The organism is Microbacterium sp. UBA3486, assembly GCF_002377845.1.
Classification (GTDB): domain Bacteria; phylum Actinomycetota; class Actinomycetes; order Actinomycetales; family Microbacteriaceae; genus Microbacterium; species Microbacterium maritypicum_A.
In genome coordinates this window covers 1-16,584 of record NZ_DFQP01000117.1, presented here as the reverse complement: position 1 = coordinate 16,584, position 16,584 = coordinate 1, and the positions used below count along the sequence as shown (strand labels likewise).

Here is a 16,584-nt window from a genome sequence, read left to right as displayed (position 1 = left end):
CCGCGCCGAGATAGCCGGCGTAGGCGTCGCCCGCGGCGGTCGTGTCGACCGCATCCACGGGGAACGGCGGGACCACGGATGCGCCCTCGGCCGTCACGACGCACGAGCCCTGGCCCGCGAGGGTGATGACGGCGGCGCCGACCCCCCGGGCGAGGAACCAGCGTCCGGCCTGCTCGGCCGACGCGGCATCCGTCACCTCGATACCGCTGATCAGCGTCGCCTCGGTCTCGTTGGGGGTGACGATGTCGATGCTCCGCCAGATCTCGGCGTCGAGCTCGGCGGCCGGGGCGGGATCGAGGATCACGGTCATGCCGTGCTCGCGACCGCGTGCGGTGATGTGGGCGGTGAGCGCGGAGGGCGTCTCGAGCTGGGTGAGCAGCACCGAGGTCGTGGGGGCGAGGGCTGCGAGCGCCTCGTCGATCTGCGCGGCGCTGAGGGCGGCATTGGCGAGCGGAACCATGACGATGTCGTTCTGCGCCGACGAGTCGACGCGGATGTGCGCCACGCCTGTCGGGCCGGGGACCGTGCGCAGGTGCGCGAGGTCGACGCCGGCCGCGGTCAGCCCGTCGACGACCAGGTCGTGGAACAGGTCGTCTCCGACGCAGCCGACGAAGCTCGTGCGCGCACCGGAGCGCCCGGCGGCGACAGCCTGGTTCGCGCCCTTGCCGCCCAGCATGAGCGTGAACTCGTCCCCGAGAATCGTCTCGCCCCTGGCGGGCAGACGCCCGGAGAAGGTGGTCACATCGGCTGTGACGCTGCCGACGATGACGACGCCGGTACGGTCCTCGGGGTGTGCGGGGGTCATCTCGCTCCTGATCTTCCTCGACGGCAGGCGTAGCCGACGCTTTGACAGACCGCGGTGGCTGTCATTACATTAGCCGAAACCGCACCTGTAACGACAGGTTGTCCGCGAGGAGACCCCGATGAACCCGATCGCGCCACGGCTGTACGTCGACAGCGCCGACATCGACCGTGTCTCCCGACTGCTCGCCGCCGGCGTGGTGCACGGTGTCACCACCAACCCGACCATCCTCGAACGGGGAGGCCGCACCGCCGCCGAGATCCCCGAACTCTACGCCCGGTGGGAGTCGGAGGGGGCGCGCGAGATCTTCTTCCAGACCTGGGGCGGCGACGCCGCGTCCTTCCTCCGCAATGCCGAGGGTATCCGCGCACTGGGCGACCGCGTGGCCGTGAAGGTCCCGGCCACTGCGGCGGGCTTCGCCGCCGCATCCGCTCTCGTGCGCGACGGCGCCACCGTGCTGGTCACCGCCGTGTACTCGGTCGCGCAGGCCCTCGCGTGCGCCTCGATCGGTGCGCAGTACATCGCTCCATACCTCGGACGGATGCGCGACGCGGGCCTCGACGGCGAGGCGACGATCGCCCGCATGCAGGAGGTGTGTGCGGGGAGCGACTCGAACGTGCTCGCCGCGTCGCTGCGCTCGCCGGACGACATCACCGGTCTGCGCCTTGCAGGAGTGCCGTACTTCACCGCTGCGCCGGACGTGCTCGACCGGGTGCTCTTCCATGAGGTGAGCGACAGCTCGGCCGCCGAGTTCGACGCCGCGATGGTGCGCCTGGGCGCGTGAGCGCGGTCTGTTGAAGTCCGCAGGCGGGGTCAGCTCGCCGCGGCCTGGCGCAGCCAGCGCTCCACGCCCGCGATATGCGCGGTGGCGAGCGAGGTCGCGAGGGCGGAGTCGTGCTGGGCGATCGCGTCGGCGATGGCCCGATGCTCGGACAGGGTGCGCTCGACCGCGCCGCCCTCGGTGAGGCCGCGCCACACGCGGGCGCGCACGGTCTGACTGCTCAGATGCTCGATCAGACTCGCGAGGTACGCGTTGCCGGACATCGCGACGATCTCGCGATGGAACCGGATGTCGTGGTCGACCAGAGACTCGATGGTCACCGCCGCGTCGACCGAATCGACCTCGTCCTGCAGCTCGGCGATCTGCTCCTCCGTGCCGAGGGTGGCCGCCAGCCCTGTCGCCTGCGACTCCAGCATGCGGCGCACCGCGAAGATCTCGAGCATCGAGTCGTCGTCGTGCATGTCGACGACGAACGCGATCGCCTCCAGCAGCAGATGCGGTTCGAGGCTCGTCACGTAGGTGCCGTCGCCGCGTCGCACGTCGAGGACCCGGATGACCTCCAGCGCCTTGACCGCCTCGCGCATCGAGCTGCGGGAGAGGCCGAGCCGCTCGGAAAGCTCCTTCTCGGGGGGAAGGCGATCGCCGGGGGCGAGCTCGCCCGCCACGATCATCGCCTTGATCTTCTCGATCGCCTCGTCGGTGACTGCCATGGCGTCATCCTAGCGATTGATCGGATGTCTCCGGCAGGATGGAGCCATGCGCGTTCTCGATTCACACCTGCACCTCTGGTATCCGGAGGTGCTGACCTACACCTGGCTCGAGGGGCCGCTGGCGTACCGGTTCGCCGACCGGGAGCTGGGGCTCGCCCGCCTGTCCGCCGCGCACCCGGAGAAGTCGGTGTTCGTGCAGGCGGAGACCATCGAAGACGACTTCCTCGACGAGGTGCAGTGGGTCGCGGGGCTGGCGCCTGCGCTCGGCATCGTCGGGATCGTCGCCGGCATCCGTCTCGACCGGGGAACCGACACGGTCGCGCACCTGGAGGGGCTCATGGCCGAGCCCCTCGTCGTCGGAGTGCGGCACAACCTGCAGGGCGAGCCGGACGGACTGGCCGTCTCGGCCGCGTTCGTGACCGGCGCGCGTGAGGTCGCCGCGCGCGATCTGACCTTCGACGCGTGCGTGCGCGCCGATCAGCTCCCGGAGATCGCCCGTTTCGCCGGTGCGATCCCGGAGCTGCGGATCGTGCTCGACCATCTCGGCAAGCCTGCCGTCGGCACGGCGGCCTCGCCGCTCCCGCCGTCGGCGGAGTGGGCTCGCGACCTCGCCGAACTCGCCCGTCATCCGCACACCTTCTGCAAGCTCTCCGGCCTGCCGGGAGAGGCGGGCGGAGACTGGAACGCCGAGCAGCTGGAGCCGTTCCTCGACGTGGCGGCGGACGCCTTCGGGATCGAGCGCCTGATGTGGGGGAGTGACTGGCCGGTCTCGGCCATCGGCCCCGCCGAGACCGGCGACCCCCACGCGCCGGAGGACGGCTCCGCGACGTACCAGCCCACCGCGCGGTCGCGCTGGGCCGACACCGTCGTGGCGTGGGCGGAGTCGCGGGGCCACGACCTCGACGCCCTCCTGTGGGAGAACGCCGAGCAGTTCTATCGCACCGCTCAGCCGCGGCAGATCCCGTCTGATGCTGCTCCGCGCTCCGGCCTCCGGGGCTGGCTCCGCGGTCACCGCGGCTAGCCCGGCTTTCCGGCGGCTCCGGTCTCGGTTGCTGCCGTGGGGTCGGTCTCGGTGGTTCCGGTCGCGGTTGCTGCCGTCCGGCGTCGGTCTCTGCGGTTCCGGTCGCGATTGCTGCCGTGGGGTCGGCTCCGAGACGGCGTCAACTGCGACCGGAACTGATGCCGGGCGACCTGCCGAGAGCACGTCGGATTCGCAGGATCAAGTCCTCCGGGTGCGCGAAGAGCACGCTGGTGACCTCGATCACTGTCCAGCCTGCGACCCGAAGTGCCTCGATCCGCTCGACGTCTGCGGCGTAGCGCTGGGCGTGCCGGATCCCCTGATATTCGATCGCGACCTTCCGGGCCGGATACGCGAGGTCTACGCAGGCGAGGAACTGGCCGTCGTCACCATAGACATCGACATTGAGCTCCGGTTCAGGTAGACCTGCCCACACGATGCGACACCGCAGCGCGGACTCGCGGGCAGACCAGGAGTCCTCGCGGATGAGTTCGATCGCCTGTCGAAGACGGGTCGCGCCGACGCGGCGTCCGAGTTCGACCGCGCTGCGTAGACGTTCCACTGTCGAGTAGGAGGTCTTGCCGGGATCCGGTCGGCCGTATCCGACCCGCCAGACGCGACAGAAGTAGTCGCCGAGGGCGACGAGGTCGAGCAGATCCCACGTTCCGAGACCGGCGAACGTCAGCTCCGGGCTGGCGACCGTCAGCCCGGATGGGTGGAGAAGGCGGGCAGCGGGCGCGCGAAGTCGATGCGCTCGTACTCCAGCCGCGCGGACAAGGGCTCCAGAACCGAGGGTGGTGACGTGTACCGGGAGTGTGCGCCCGTCGGCGGGCCGTCTGTCAGCGAGGACCAGAGGCATGGGACCACCCCAGATCGCGACGGCGCTCTCGTGGCTGAGGAACTGACCCGAGCGCAGCCGAGGGCCGTACTCATGCGCGCGGATGCGTCTCTCGACCTGTTGCCGCTCGAAGGAGTCGAGATCGTCGCGAACTGTAGAAGTTCGCACCTGCCGCCGAACGCCACGGAACGGAGTTTCGAGATCGCCCCTCCGCAGGCGGCCCGCATTGAATCCAGCATCCAGTGCCTGTTGCACTGAGAACGATGCACCGAGATGCGCGGGAAGTGGGCGAGACGGAGTCATCGCGCCACGATCGCAGGGTTGCGCGGTCGCTGCTGCGGCTTTCCACAGGTGGCTCGTGTCACGCGCTCCGGTCGCAGTTGCCGTCGTCCGGCGTCGGTCTCTGCGCTTCCGGTCGCAATTGTTGCCGCCCTCGCGCGATGGAGGCGGCGTCAACTGCGACCGGAACGCAGGCGGATGCTACTCCGCGCGCAGGCGCAGCTGGGCCATACCGCCGTCGACCTCGATGAAGGTGCCGGTGGTCGATCCCGCTGCGGGGCTCACGAGGTAGGCGACCGCAGCGGCGACCTCGTCGGGGCTGACCAGGCGTCCGTGCGGCTGGCGTGCTTCGAGGGCGGCGCGCTCGGCGGCGGGGTCGGCTGCCGAATCGAGCAGTCGGCCCACCCACGGGGTGTCGGCCGTGCCGGGGTTGACCGCGTTCACACGGATGCCCTCGCGCAGGTGGTCGGCGGCCATCGCGCGCGTGAGGGCTGCGACGGCTCCCTTCGACGCGCTGTAGAGCGCCCGTTGCGGCAACCCTGTCGTCGAGGCGATGGATGCCGTGTTGCAGACCGCGGCGGACGGAGACTTCCGCAGCCAGGGGAGGGCTGCCGAGGTGACGCGGGCGATGCCCGTGACGTTGACCGAGAGCACGCGCGCCCACTCGTCGTCGTCGTTCGCGGTGATGTCGCCCTGGGCGCCGATGCCGGCGTTGTTGACGACGATGTCGAGGCGCCCGAACCGCTCGGCCACGGCGCTCACCGCCGCGTCGACACTCTTGCGGTCGGAGACATCGGCTGTGAAGGCGGCGAAGGCGGGGTCGGCCGCCGTGGTGTCCCGGTCGAGGACCGCGATGCTCGCTCCGTCGGCGTGCAGACGCTGGGCGATCGCCGCGCCGATCCCTGATGCTCCACCGGTGACGATCGCCACCAGTCCGTTCAATGCGCTCACTTCCGGGCCTCCCATGCCACGAACTCCTGCCGTTGACGGCCGAGGCCGTCGATCTCGATCTCGACCACGTCGCCCGCGGCGAGATAGGGGTACTTGCCCGACAGGGCGACGCCCTGCGGCGTGCCGGTGAGGATGAGGTCACCGGGCTCCAGCGTCACGTACTGCGAGAGGTGGTGCACGATGTGCTCGACGGTGAAGATCATGTCGCTCGTGTTCGAGTTCTGCCGCGGCTCGCCGTTCACGAAGCTGCGAAGACCGAGCGCGTGGTGATCCACCTCGTCGGGAGTGACGAGCCAGGGCCCGGTGGGGTTGAAGCCGGCCGCGATCTTGCCTTTCGACCACTGCCCGCCCGAGACGGCCATCTGGAAGTCGCGCTCGGAGACGTCATTCGCGGCGACGAAGCCGGCCACGTGCGCCATCGACTCGTCGGGGGAGTCGAGGTAGGCGGTGCGGGTGCCGATCACGATGCCGAGCTCGACCTCCCAGTCGGTCTTCTCGCTGCCGCGGGGGATCGTGACCGCATCGTTCGGGCCCACGACCGTGTTCGGCGTCTTGAGGAAGAGGATCGGGATGGTGGGCGGCTCCGACCCCGACTCGGCGGCGTGAGCCGCGTAGTTCATGCCGATGCAGATCACGGCGCTCGGGCGGGCGATCGGGGCGCCGACGCGCAGCGATGCGGCGTCCGCGAGTTCGGGGAGGTCTCCGGCATCGCGGGCGGCAACGACGCGGGTGACGAAGTCACCCTCGAGGAAATCGCCGTTCACATCGGATGTTACGGGGCGGAGGTCGAGGTATCGGTCGCCCTCCACGAGGACGGGGATCTCATTCCCGGGGGTGCCGAGCCGCGCGAACTTCATGTTTCTCCTGATCGGTCGGGAGGCCGCGATGAGGCGACCGGTCTCGTTGACAGTATAGACATCCGATGTTTACACTCCAAGAGATCCGCGCGGAAGAAATCAGCCGCGCATCGAGAGGAATCCCGTGAGCCGTATCGTCGCCCTCGACACCACCGACATCCGCTTCCCCACGTCCCTGAGCCTGGACGGGTCGGACGCGATGAACCCCGACCCCGACTACTCGGCCGCGTACGTCATCGTGCGCACCGACGCCGACGACGACATCGAGGGCCACGCGTTCGTCTTCACGATCGGCCGCGGCAACGACGTGCAGGTCGCGGCCATCGACGCGCTGGCAGGTCACCTGGTGGGTCGCGAGATCGAGCCCCTCCTCGACGACATGGGCGGCACGTTCCGCGACATCATCGGCGACTCGCAACTGCGCTGGCTCGGGCCGGAGAAGGGCGTCATGCACATGGCCATCGGTGCGGTCATCAACGCGCTGTGGGACATCAAGGCCAAGCGCGCCGGCCTTCCGCTCTGGCAGCTGCTCGCCCGTATGACGCCGGAGGAGCTCGTCGACCTCGTCGACTTCCGGTACCTCACCAACGCCCTCACCCGCGACGACGCCCTCGAGATCCTGCGCGCCGCCGAGCCCGGTCGGGCCGAGAGGGAACAGCGACTGCTCGCCTCCGGATATCCCGGCTACACCACGAGCCCCGGATGGCTCGGCTACTCCGACGAGAAGCTCGAGCGCCTCGCTCGCGAAGCGATGGCCGACGGCTTCACCCAGATCAAGCTCAAGGTCGGCGCCGACCTCGACGACGACATCCGCCGCTTCCGCAAGGCACGTGAGGTGTGCGGGCCCGACTTCCCGATCGCGATCGACGCGAACCAGCGCTGGGAGGTGTCGGAGGCTATCGAGTGGGTCAACGCGCTCGCCGAGTTCCACCCTGCCTGGATCGAGGAGCCCACCAGCCCCGACGACGTGCTCGGTCACGCCGAGATCGCTCGCGGCGTCGCACCGATCCGCGTCGCGACGGGCGAGCACGCCCAGAACCGCGTCATCTTCAAGCAGCTGCTGCAGGCCGAGGCGATCTCCGTCATGCAGATCGACGCCGTGCGCGTCGCCGGCGTGAACGAGAACATCGCCAACCTGCTGCTCGCCGCGAAGTTCGACGTGCCGGTCTGCCCGCACGCCGGCGGTGTGGGCCTGTGCGAGGCTGTGCAGCACCTGTCCATGTTCGACTTCGTCGCCGTCACCGGCACGCGCGAGGGCCGCATGATCGAGTTCGTCGACCACCTGCACGAGCACTTCGTCGTGCCCACCGACATCCAGGGCGGTTCGTACATGGCACCCACCGCGCCGGGAACGGGCATGGAGATGAAGGCCGACAGTATCGCGACCTACACCTGGAAGGGTGCACATGTCGGTGCCTGATCGCGCGGGAGTGCCTGACCGCCTGACCGTCCCGACGCTCGGCTACGGTGCCGCGAACGTGGGCAACCTGTTTCGGCCGCTGACCGATGACGAGGCCTGGGCCGTGCTGGATGCCGCGTGGGAGAGCGGCATCCGCTTCTACGACACGGCGCCGCATTACGGGCTCGGACTCTCCGAGCGTCGGCTCGGGGCCTTCCTGCAGACCAAGCCGCGTGACGAGTACGTGCTCTCGACCAAGGCCGGGCGCCTGCTGCGGCCGAACCCCGACCACGTCGGCGGCGGTCTCGACACCGCGAACGACTTCCACGTTCCCGATGACCTGCAGCGGGTGTGGGATTTCTCGGAAGCGGGTATCCGCACGAGCGTCGACGAGTCGCGCGAGCGCCTCGGCATCGAGCGCATCGACCTTCTCTACCTGCATGACCCTGAGCGGCACGACCTCGACCTCGCGCTCGCCGAGGCTCTGCCCGCGATGGAGGGGTTGCGCGCCGATGGCGAGGTGACCGCGATCGGCATCGGCTCGATGGTGTCGGATGCGCTCGCGGCGGCCGTGCGCTCGGCCGACCTCGACCTCGTCATGGTGGCCGGTCGCTACACGCTCCTCGAACAGCCGGCTGCGGTCGATGTGCTGCCCGCATGCCGCGAGACCGGGACCGGGATCGTGGCGGCATCCGTCTTCAACTCGGGTCTGCTCGCGTCGAGCGAGCCGCGTCGCGACGGACGCTACGAGTACGGGCAGCTGCCGGACGAGCTGTGGGACCGGCTCGTGCGCATCGCCGCCGTGTGCGCCGACCACGACGTGCCGCTGCCCGCGGCGGCGATTCAGTTCCCGCTGCAGTCCGACGTCGTGCGATCGGTCGTGGTGGGCGGCAGCCGCCCGGCGCAGCTGCGGCAGAATGCGGAGTACGCAGCGATCGAGATCCCGACGGCCCTGTGGGAGAACCTGGCGGCGGAAGGGCTCATCTCCGCCTGATCGACCCGTCCCCGGAATCACCCGACGTCTCACCGAGAGGAGCACTCGTGCTCGAAGGAATCCATCCCCTGCTCACCGGAGAGCTGCTGCTGCACCTCGATCGCATGGGACACTCCGATGCCGTGGTCGTCGCCGACGCGCATTTCCCGGCATGGGGTCTGGGCGCACGGGTGATCGACCTCCCCGGCACGACGACGCCCGAGGTCGTGGCGGCCATCCGCACGGTGCTCCCTCTGGATGATGCGCCCGGTATCGACCTGATGACCTCGGCTGACGGCGAGGTGCTCGACGTGCAGAACGAGCTGATGGCCGCGGCGGGGACGGCCGTGGATACGACGGCTTTCGTCGAGCGGTTCGCCTACTACGAGGTCGCGAAGGCCGCGTACCTGCTCGTGCGCACGGGCGAGACCCGCAAGTACGGCAACGCGCTGCTGCGCAAGGGGGTCGTCGGGCACGCGTCGGCGTGACGCCGTTCACAACCCGGGAACGGCGTCGGCGGAGGCGGCCGGATCGGCCGTTTCGACTCTGAGCTGCTCTCTTCTCCCGAGTTGTGAACACCCGGGAGTTGTGAACACCGGGAGTTGTGAACGCCGAGTTCAGCGACCGACGGTCGATTCCCGCACGATGAGCTCGGCAGGGAACGGCGTCGTCGCAGGCGGGGGAGCCGAGGGATCAGCGAGCTGCCGCAGCAGGGCGGCCCCGGCGGCGCGGCCGATCTCGTAGCCGGGCTGCCGCACGCTCGTGAGCGGTACGACGCCCTGATGGGCCTGCGCCACGTCGTCGAAGCCGACCAGCGCGATCTCCTCGGGCACGCGGATTCCATGGCGCAGCAGCGTGGTGAGCACGCCGAGCGCCACCATGTCGTTCGCCGCGAACACGGCGTCGGGTCGTTCGGAGGCGGGCATCGCGATGATCTGCGCGCCGGACTGCAGGCCGTCCTCTGTCGCCAGGTGCGGTACCTCGATCGTGGATACCGTCACGTCGGTGCCGGCCACCGCTTCGCGCAGCCCGGCCAGGCGGTCGTTCGACTGACTCACGGCCGGATTGCCGAGGAACAGGATGTGCTCTCGCCCGAGTCCGACGAGATGCTCGCCGGCGAGCCGCCCCCCGGCGCGGTCGTCGAACAGCACGGAGGCGACCTTCGACGAGTCGGGGATCGGACCCACGACGACCGAACGGATGCCGCGATCGGCGAGCCCCTCCAGGCGCGGCACCACGTCGCCGAGCGGATAGATGACGATGCCCTGCACCCGGTGCGCCTCGAACATGTCGAGGTTGCGCCGCTCCTGCGCGTCGTCGCGATTGCTGTTGCTGAAGAACAGCGACCAGCCGCCCTCTCGCGCCACGTCTTCGACCCCACGCGAGAGGTCGTGGAAGTAGGGCAGCCAGGCGTCGAGAAGGATGAGCGCGAGAGCCTTGCTCGATCCTGCACGCAGCTGCCGGGCGGATTCGTTCGGCACGAAGCCGAGTTGTTCGACCGCCGCGCGCACCCGCTCCCGCGTCGCGGCTCCGAGCACGTGCGGATGGTTGAGGTAGTTGGAGACGGTGGAGGAGGAGACTCCGGCGAGGGCGGCGACGTCCTTGACGCTCGCGGGCATGGGGCTCCTTCGTCCGGCCGCGCGGTCGGGGCTCCTGACCACGTCGGCGGCCTCAGGATATCGGAGGAGTTGCAACGTGCCAAGAAAGTTCTTGACAGGCCTCGTCCGCCCGACGTAGCGTGACTCGCACACCGCGGTTGGCACGTGCCAACCGCGGACGGCGACGGTGCCGCACACCCGCTGGGAGAGGTCTCATGAACATCGGCTGCCACGGGCTCGTCTGGACGGGGAACTTCGATGCCGAGGGCATCCGTCTGGCGGTGCGCAAGACCAAGGAGGCGGGTTTCGACCTCATCGAGTTCCCGCTGATGGACCCGTTCTCGTTCGACGTCTCCGTCGCGAAGGATGCGTTGGAGGAGTACGACCTCGCCGTCAGCGCCTCGCTCGGACTCTCCGAGGCGACCGACGTCACCAGCTCCGACCCCGCGATCGTCGCGGCCGGCGAAGCCCTGCTCCTGAAAGCCGTCGACGTGCTCGCGGATCTGGGCGGTCAGCACTTCTGCGGGGTGATCTACAGCGCCATGAAGAAGTACATGGAGCCGGTGACGGCCGAAGGGCTCGCGAGCAGCAAGGCCGCGATCGCGCGGGTCGCCGACCATGCCGCCGAACGTGGGGTCTCCGTCGCGCTCGAGGTCGTGAACCGCTACGAGACCAACGTGCTGAACACGGCGAGGCAGGCTCTGGAGTATGTCGCCGAGGTCGATCGGCCGAACCTCGGGATCCACATCGACACGTACCACATGAACATCGAGGAGTCGGATATGTTCGCGCCGGTCCTCGATGCCGCCCCCGCCCTGCGCTACGTGCACATCGGCGAGAGCCACCGTGGCTATCTCGGGACCGGGACGGTCGACTTCGACACGTTCTTCAAGGCGCTCGGCCGCATCGGCTACGACGGTCCGATCGTCTTCGAGTCGTTCTCGTCGGCGGTCGTCGCCCCCGACCTCAGCCGCATGCTCGGCATCTGGCGCAACCTCTGGAACGACAACGTCGAACTCGGCGCCCACGCGAACGCGTACATCCGCGACAAGCTCGTCGCGGTCGAGTCGATCCGCCTCCACTGAGTCGGAATCCCGCCGGGGGGGCATCGGAAGATCAAGATGTCATTACAGGTCTTCCCCATCCGTCCGTCATTAGATACATTTAGATACAACTTGCGCTGCCCGTAGCGTAGGACGCAGAATTGATCCGATGTTTGCGACGGAATGATCCGTCGACGTCGAAGCAGAACCTTCAAGGAAGCAGGTGAGCGCATGAGTGGACCCATCCTCCGGGTCGAGGGGATCAGCAAAGGATTCCCCGGCGTGCAGGCGCTGAAGGGCGTGCACCTCGAGGTGCACGCCGGCGAGGTGCTCGTGCTCGTGGGCGAGAACGGCGCGGGAAAGTCGACCCTGATGAAGATCCTCTCCGGGATCTACACCAAGGACGAGGGCACGATCACGTTCGAGGGTCAGGAGGTCGAGCTCACGAGCCCCCTCCAGGCGCAGGAGCTCGGCATCACGATCATCCATCAGGAGCTCAACCTGATGCCCGATCTGACCGTGGCGCAGAACATCTACGTGGGGCGAGAGCCCACCACGGGGCCGTTCCTGTCGGAGCGCAAGCTCAACGCGCAGACCGCCGACCTGCTGCAGCGCCTCGACATCCACCTGAACCCCCGTCAGCTCGTCGGCGAGCTCACGGTGGCCGAGCAGCAGATGGTCGAGATCGCCAAGGCGCTGTCCTTCAACGCCAAGGTCCTCATCATGGACGAGCCCACCTCGGCCCTCACCGACACCGAGGTCGAGACGCTCTTCGTGCTGATCGAGCAGCTCAAGGCGCGCGGCACCGGGATCGTCTACATCTCGCACCGCATGGACGAGCTGCGCCGTCTGGCCGACCGCGTGACCGTCCTGCGTGACGGCACATACATCGGATCACTCGACAAGTCCGAGATCACCATCCCGACGATCATCGAGATGATGGTCGGGCGTGTGATCGACGAGGGGACCCGCCCCCAGGCCCGCGAGCACGCGAACGACCCCGTGGTCCTCGAAGTGCAGGGTCTGTCGACCAAGAGCCTCTTGAAAGACGTCTCGTTCCAGTTGCACAAGGGTGAGATCCTCGGCTTCGCCGGGCTCATGGGCGCCGGTCGCACCGAGACCGCCCGTGCGGTCATCGGTGCCGACCACCGCGACAGCGGCACGATCGCCATCGACGGTCGCGCGGTGCGCATCGCCCAGCCGGCGGATGCCGTGCACCACGGTGTCGGATACCTCTCGGAGGACCGCAAGCTCCTCGGACTCATGCTCGAGCAGGACGTGACGTTCAACACCGTGCTCGCCTCGCTCGGCTCCTACGCCAATGCGATCGGCTGGATGGGCGACAGCAAGGCGAAGAACCGTACCAAGGAGTACGTGCAGCAGCTGCGGGTGAAGACGCCATCGGTCAACCAGGTCGTCAAGCTCCTCTCCGGAGGGAACCAGCAGAAGGTCGTCATCGCCCGGTGGCTGATGCGCGACTGCGACATCCTCATCTTCGACGAGCCGACCAGAGGGATCGACGTCGGCGCGAAGGAGGAGATCTACCGCCTCATGCAGCAGCTCGCTGACGCAGGCAAATCCATCATCGTCATCTCATCCGAGCTCCCGGAGATCCTCCGTGTGGCGAACCGCATCGCGGTCTTCGCCAACGGTCGCATCACCGGGACGCTCCGCAACGAGGAAGCAAGCCAGGAGAAGATCATGCAACTCGCAGCCCACGGGGAGGAAGACTGATGAGCGCTCCGCAGCAGCCCGGATCGTCGACGACGACGATCATCCAGACCGCCGTGAACGAGAACACGGACAAGAGGGACGTCGGGGCGTTCCTGAAGCGTCAGTTCCAGCAGTCGCTGGCGTTCGGCACGCTCATCGTGCTGATCATCTTCTTCTCGATCGCCAGCCCCAACTTCTTCACCTTCAGCAACATCGCCACCGTGCTGCTGTCGACGGCGGTCATCGGCATCCTCGCCCTCGGCACCACCTTCGTCATCATCACCGGCGGCATCGACCTGTCGATCGGCACCGGGATGGCGCTCTGCGCCGTGATGACAGGTGTGTTCGTGACGAACATGGGGCTCCCGGTATGGGTCGGCGTCATCGGCGGCATCCTGACCGGCGTGCTGATGGGACTCGTCAACGGCGTGAACATCACGTTCCTCCGGCTTCCTCCGTTCATCGCCACCCTCGCGATGATGATGATCGCCGGCGGCCTCGCCCTCGTGATCTCGGGGGTCGCACCGATCTACTTCTCCACCTCGGCCCCCGACTTCAAGAAGATCGCCCTCGGCGTGATCATCCCCGGCATCCCGAACGCCGTGCTCGTCACCGCCGTGCTCGCGATCATCGCCTACCTGGTGCTGTCGAAGACGCTGCTCGGCCGCTACACGTTCGCGATCGGATCGAACGAAGAGGCCACGCGCCTCTCGGGTGTCAACACGCGTCGCTGGACGATCCTGATCTACATGTTCGCCGGGGCGTTCACCGGCGTCGCGGGCATCGTCATCGCCTCCCGCCTCGACTCGGCCCAGCCGCAGATCGGCACCGGATACGAACTGCAGGCAATCGCCGCGGTCATCATCGGCGGCACCTCGCTGCTGGGCGGACGCGGATCGATCCTCGGCACCGTGATCGGCGCGCTCATCATGAGCGTGCTCGTGAACGGCCTGCGCATCATGTCGATCCAGCCCGAGTGGCAGAACATCGTCGTCGGCGTGGTCGTGCTGCTCGCGGTGTTCCTCGACTCGCTCCGCAACCGACAGCGCACCTGAGACCTGGGCGGCGGCGAAACCCGTGCCCGTCGTCGTCCTCCGGCTCCGGCCGGCTCCGCGGAGACATCCGCACAGGCACCTGGAATGTCCACAGCGCCGGCCCGTCCGGCATCCACACAGAACAAACCGAGCCGTACCCAAACAATGGAGTTTTCATGAAATTCGGGAAGAAGACCGCACTCGTGGCCCTCGTGGCCGCATCCGCACTGGTGTTCGCCGGCTGTGCCGGCGGTGGCGGCGACGTGATCGAGGAAGGCTCGAGCAGCGGCGGCAGCAACGACGGCGAGATGTACATCGCCATGGTCTCGAAGGGCTTCCAGCACCAGTTCTGGCAGGCCGTGAAGAAGGGTGCAGAGGACAAGGCGAAGGAGCTCGGCGTGAAGATCACGTTCGAGGGCCCCGCAGCCGAGACCGAGATCGCCGGCCAGCTCGAGATGCTGACCGCTGCGATCGACAAGAACCCGGACGCCATCGCCTACGCCGCCCTCGACCCCGAGGCGTGCGTCGCTCCGCTCGAGCAGGCCAAGGCGAAGGACATCCCCGTCGTCTACTTCGACGCCCCCTGCAACGGTGACGTCGGGCTCAGCCTGTCGGCCACCGACAGCAAGGTCGCCGGTGCGCTCGCTGCCGAGCACATGGCCGACCTGATCGGCGGCGAAGGACAGGTCGCGATCGTCGGCCACTCGCAGATCAACTCGACCGGTGTCGAGCGTCGCGACGGCTTCGTCGACAAGATCAAGGCGGACTACCCCGACATCGAGATCGTCGACATCCAGTACGGCGACGGCGACCACCTCAAGTCGGCTGACATCGCCAAGACCCTGATCGCGGCACACCCCGACCTCAAGGGCATCTACGGCACCAACGAGGGCTCGGCCATCGGCGTCGTGAACGCCGTGAACGAGCTCGGCCTCGAGAAGGGCAAGATCACGATCGTCGGCTTCGACTCCGGCGCCGCACAGATCAACGCCATCAAGGACGGCACCATGGCCGGTGCCATCACGCAGGACCCGATCGGCATCGGTGCCCAGGTCGTGCAGGCCGCGTACGACGCCGCCAACGGCGACTCGGTCGAGAAGTTCTACGACACCGGTTCGTACTGGTACGACAAGACCAACATCGAAGACCCGAAGATCGCGGCTGTCCTCTACGAGTGACACCCCGCTGACGCGAAGAAGCCCCTCGCCTTCGGGTGGGGGGCTTCTTCGTGTTCGGGGCCGGCATGGGGCGGCGTTCGACGATCGAGGACAGAATCTGTCCGGGGTGGCTGTCAGAGTGATCGCGACGAAAGGACACACACCATGAGCAGCACTCCCGCCCTCCCGGCAGGATCGAACACCATCAACCCCTTCCTCATGACCGACGACGCGGCCCGCATCATCGACTTCGTGATCGAGGTCTTCGGGGCGACCGACGTTCCCGAGGCCCGCACCGTCGACACCGACGGACTGATCCTGCACTCAGAGTTGCGCATCGGCGATTCCGTCATCACTGTCGCCGACCGCAAGCCCGACTGGCCCTTCACTCCCGGATTCCTCCAGGTGTACGTCGACGACGTCGAGGGAACGCTCGCACGAGCCGTCGAACTCGGCGCCCGTATCGTGACCCGGCCGACCGACTTCTTCGGAGATACGTTCTCGCGCTTCGCCGACCCCTCGGAAAATCTCTGGTGGGTCTACGCCCATGTTCCGCAGGATCAGACGTGGGATGCCGACGGAGCGGACGTTGCCACGTGGAACGGATCTACGGACGGTGGAGAGGCCGAAGGGCACGATGCCGCCGAAGACGACTGGTCGAGTTTCACCTCGCCAGAGCTCGAGTACATCCACGAGAGCCTTGTGGAGGCGATGGCAGCCCTGCGGGATCCCCGGCTCGATCGCTGAACGGCGTCGGGGCCGTCAGAGGCGGCGGAGGAAGGTGAGCTGCGACGTCGGTTCGACGATGAGCTCCTGCAACGCCACGTTGAAGGGGACTCCGGCGGGGGCGGCGATGTGCGCCTGGAAGGCCGCCTCGTCGCGGTAGACCTCGTAGACGAAGAAGCGGTCGGGGTCGTCGACGAGCCGGGTCGCATCGAAGACGACGTTGCCCTCCTCGGCGCGCACGACCTCGGCGAAGTCACGCACCAGGGCGGCCACGCGATCGCCGGCTCCGGGCTGGGCGGTGAACGTGGCGTGCAGGATGGTCGGCTCGGACACGGTGTCTCCTCGGGGGTGTCGGGGGTGGAAGCGGATGCTCATGGCCATGCTCGTGCTCAGGGCGCGGATCAGGGCGGCAGGGTCAGGGCGAGAGGGTCAGCAACCGCGCCGGGGTGGACACGAGCATTCGATGCACGGCCTCGTCTCCTACGGCCGCGCGGAGGCGCGGGAGGTAGCGGTCGCCGAGGTAGGCGAGTCCGGGCATGCCGCCGTACGCGATGTACCTCGTGCGCCGGGCGACGTCGCCGCCGAGCACGATCCGGTCGCCGGCACCACGCTCGACCACCGCGACGGTCAGGGCGAGCAGTTCGGCGTCGGAGCGGGTGCGCGGACGCGCGAAGCCGTCGTACCCGAGGTGGGCACCGCGTTCGG

17 protein-coding genes and 1 pseudogene are annotated in these 16,584 nt (G+C 68.1%); 10 read left to right on the top strand and 8 right to left on the bottom strand.

The window, feature by feature from the left end:
• On the bottom strand, window positions 1-805 hold an 805-nt coding region (locus B2869_RS18405; protein ID WP_292769740.1), incomplete at its 3' end, for a ribokinase.
• A gap of 118 nt (window positions 806-923) precedes the next feature.
• On the opposite strand from B2869_RS18405, the gene B2869_RS18400 reads away from it, so the two are divergent.
• Entirely contained in the window at window positions 924-1,586 is a 663-nt protein-coding gene (locus tag B2869_RS18400) for a transaldolase family protein (protein WP_292769737.1), read from the top strand.
• Window positions 1,587-1,615: 29 nt separating this feature from the next.
• Here the strand turns inward: B2869_RS18400 and B2869_RS18395 are convergent, their stop codons facing one another.
• Window positions 1,616-2,293 (bottom strand): FadR/GntR family transcriptional regulator, encoded by a 678-nt coding sequence (locus B2869_RS18395; RefSeq protein WP_021198316.1) that lies wholly within the window; start codon window positions 2,291-2,293, stop codon window positions 1,616-1,618.
• Window positions 2,294-2,339: 46 nt separating this feature from the next.
• On the opposite strand from B2869_RS18395, the gene B2869_RS18390 reads away from it, so the two are divergent.
• The gene (locus B2869_RS18390; protein ID WP_292769734.1) at window positions 2,340-3,314 is read left to right on the top strand and encodes an amidohydrolase family protein; all 975 of its coding nucleotides are present in this window, start codon (window positions 2,340-2,342) and stop codon (window positions 3,312-3,314) included.
• A 139-nt stretch (window positions 3,315-3,453) separates the two neighbouring features.
• Here the strand turns inward: B2869_RS18390 and B2869_RS18385 are convergent, their stop codons facing one another.
• The 3 genes from B2869_RS18385 to B2869_RS18375 form a co-directional block, all read right to left on the bottom strand.
• Window positions 3,454-4,317, bottom strand: a complete 864-nt coding sequence (locus tag B2869_RS18385) for a hypothetical protein (protein WP_292769731.1) — start codon at window positions 4,315-4,317, stop codon at window positions 3,454-3,456.
• A gap of 312 nt (window positions 4,318-4,629) precedes the next feature.
• A complete protein-coding gene (locus B2869_RS18380) occupies window positions 4,630-5,394 on the bottom strand; it encodes an SDR family NAD(P)-dependent oxidoreductase (protein ID WP_292769728.1) in 765 nt (254 codons plus the stop codon).
• Window positions 5,376-6,236: a fumarylacetoacetate hydrolase family protein gene (locus tag B2869_RS18375; RefSeq protein ID WP_292769725.1), complete on the bottom strand. Its 861-nt coding sequence runs from the start codon at window positions 6,234-6,236 to the stop codon at window positions 5,376-5,378. The genes B2869_RS18380 and B2869_RS18375 overlap by 19 nt, the downstream gene beginning before the upstream one ends.
• Window positions 6,237-6,360: 124 nt before the next feature.
• On the opposite strand from B2869_RS18375, the gene B2869_RS18370 reads away from it, so the two are divergent.
• The 3 genes from B2869_RS18370 to B2869_RS18360 are packed head-to-tail and all read left to right on the top strand — an operon-like array spanning window position 6,361 to window position 9,096.
• Window positions 6,361-7,656, top strand: a complete 1,296-nt coding sequence (locus B2869_RS18370; RefSeq protein ID WP_292769722.1) for an L-fuconate dehydratase — start codon at window positions 6,361-6,363, stop codon at window positions 7,654-7,656.
• Complete coding sequence (locus B2869_RS18365) at window positions 7,643-8,629, top strand: aldo/keto reductase (protein WP_292769719.1); 987 nt, start codon at window positions 7,643-7,645, stop codon at window positions 8,627-8,629. The genes B2869_RS18370 and B2869_RS18365 overlap by 14 nt, the downstream gene beginning before the upstream one ends.
• A gap of 47 nt (window positions 8,630-8,676) precedes the next feature.
• Window positions 8,677-9,096 (top strand): RbsD/FucU family protein, encoded by a 420-nt coding sequence (locus B2869_RS18360; protein ID WP_021198322.1) that lies wholly within the window; start codon window positions 8,677-8,679, stop codon window positions 9,094-9,096.
• 129 nt (window positions 9,097-9,225) lie between these two features.
• Here B2869_RS18360 and B2869_RS18355 read toward each other — a convergent pair whose 3' ends face one another.
• A complete protein-coding gene (locus B2869_RS18355; RefSeq protein WP_292769714.1) occupies window positions 9,226-10,227 on the bottom strand; it encodes a LacI family DNA-binding transcriptional regulator in 1,002 nt (333 codons plus the stop codon).
• Between the two features lie 194 nt (window positions 10,228-10,421).
• On the opposite strand from B2869_RS18355, the gene B2869_RS18350 reads away from it, so the two are divergent.
• From B2869_RS18350 to B2869_RS18330, 5 genes are all read left to right on the top strand, one after another.
• A complete protein-coding gene (locus tag B2869_RS18350; protein WP_292769711.1) occupies window positions 10,422-11,291 on the top strand; it encodes a sugar phosphate isomerase/epimerase family protein in 870 nt (289 codons plus the stop codon).
• Between the two features lie 189 nt (window positions 11,292-11,480).
• A complete protein-coding gene (locus B2869_RS18345) occupies window positions 11,481-12,983 on the top strand; it encodes a sugar ABC transporter ATP-binding protein (RefSeq protein ID WP_292769708.1) in 1,503 nt (500 codons plus the stop codon).
• Window positions 12,983-14,017: an ABC transporter permease gene (locus tag B2869_RS18340; RefSeq protein WP_029258495.1), complete on the top strand. Its 1,035-nt coding sequence runs from the start codon at window positions 12,983-12,985 to the stop codon at window positions 14,015-14,017. Before B2869_RS18345 ends, B2869_RS18340 begins: the two co-directional genes overlap by 1 nt.
• Window positions 14,018-14,172: 155 nt before the next feature.
• Window positions 14,173-15,174: an ABC transporter substrate-binding protein gene (locus B2869_RS18335; RefSeq protein ID WP_292769705.1), complete on the top strand. Its 1,002-nt coding sequence runs from the start codon at window positions 14,173-14,175 to the stop codon at window positions 15,172-15,174.
• A 144-nt stretch (window positions 15,175-15,318) separates the two neighbouring features.
• On the top strand, window positions 15,319-15,900 hold the full coding sequence (locus tag B2869_RS18330; RefSeq protein WP_167255382.1) for a VOC family protein: 582 nt from the start codon (window positions 15,319-15,321) through the stop codon (window positions 15,898-15,900).
• Window positions 15,901-15,915: 15 nt separating this feature from the next.
• Here the strand turns inward: B2869_RS18330 and B2869_RS18325 are convergent, their stop codons facing one another.
• Both B2869_RS18325 and B2869_RS18320 read right to left on the bottom strand, forming a co-directional pair.
• Window positions 15,916-16,212 carry a putative quinol monooxygenase gene (locus B2869_RS18325; RefSeq protein WP_029267779.1) on the bottom strand — a complete coding sequence of 99 codons (297 nt, stop codon included), beginning with the start codon at window positions 16,210-16,212 and terminating at the stop codon, window positions 15,916-15,918.
• An 82-nt stretch (window positions 16,213-16,294) separates the two neighbouring features.
• Window positions 16,295-16,584, bottom strand: a pseudogene (locus tag B2869_RS18320) (aryldialkylphosphatase); the annotation flags it as partial.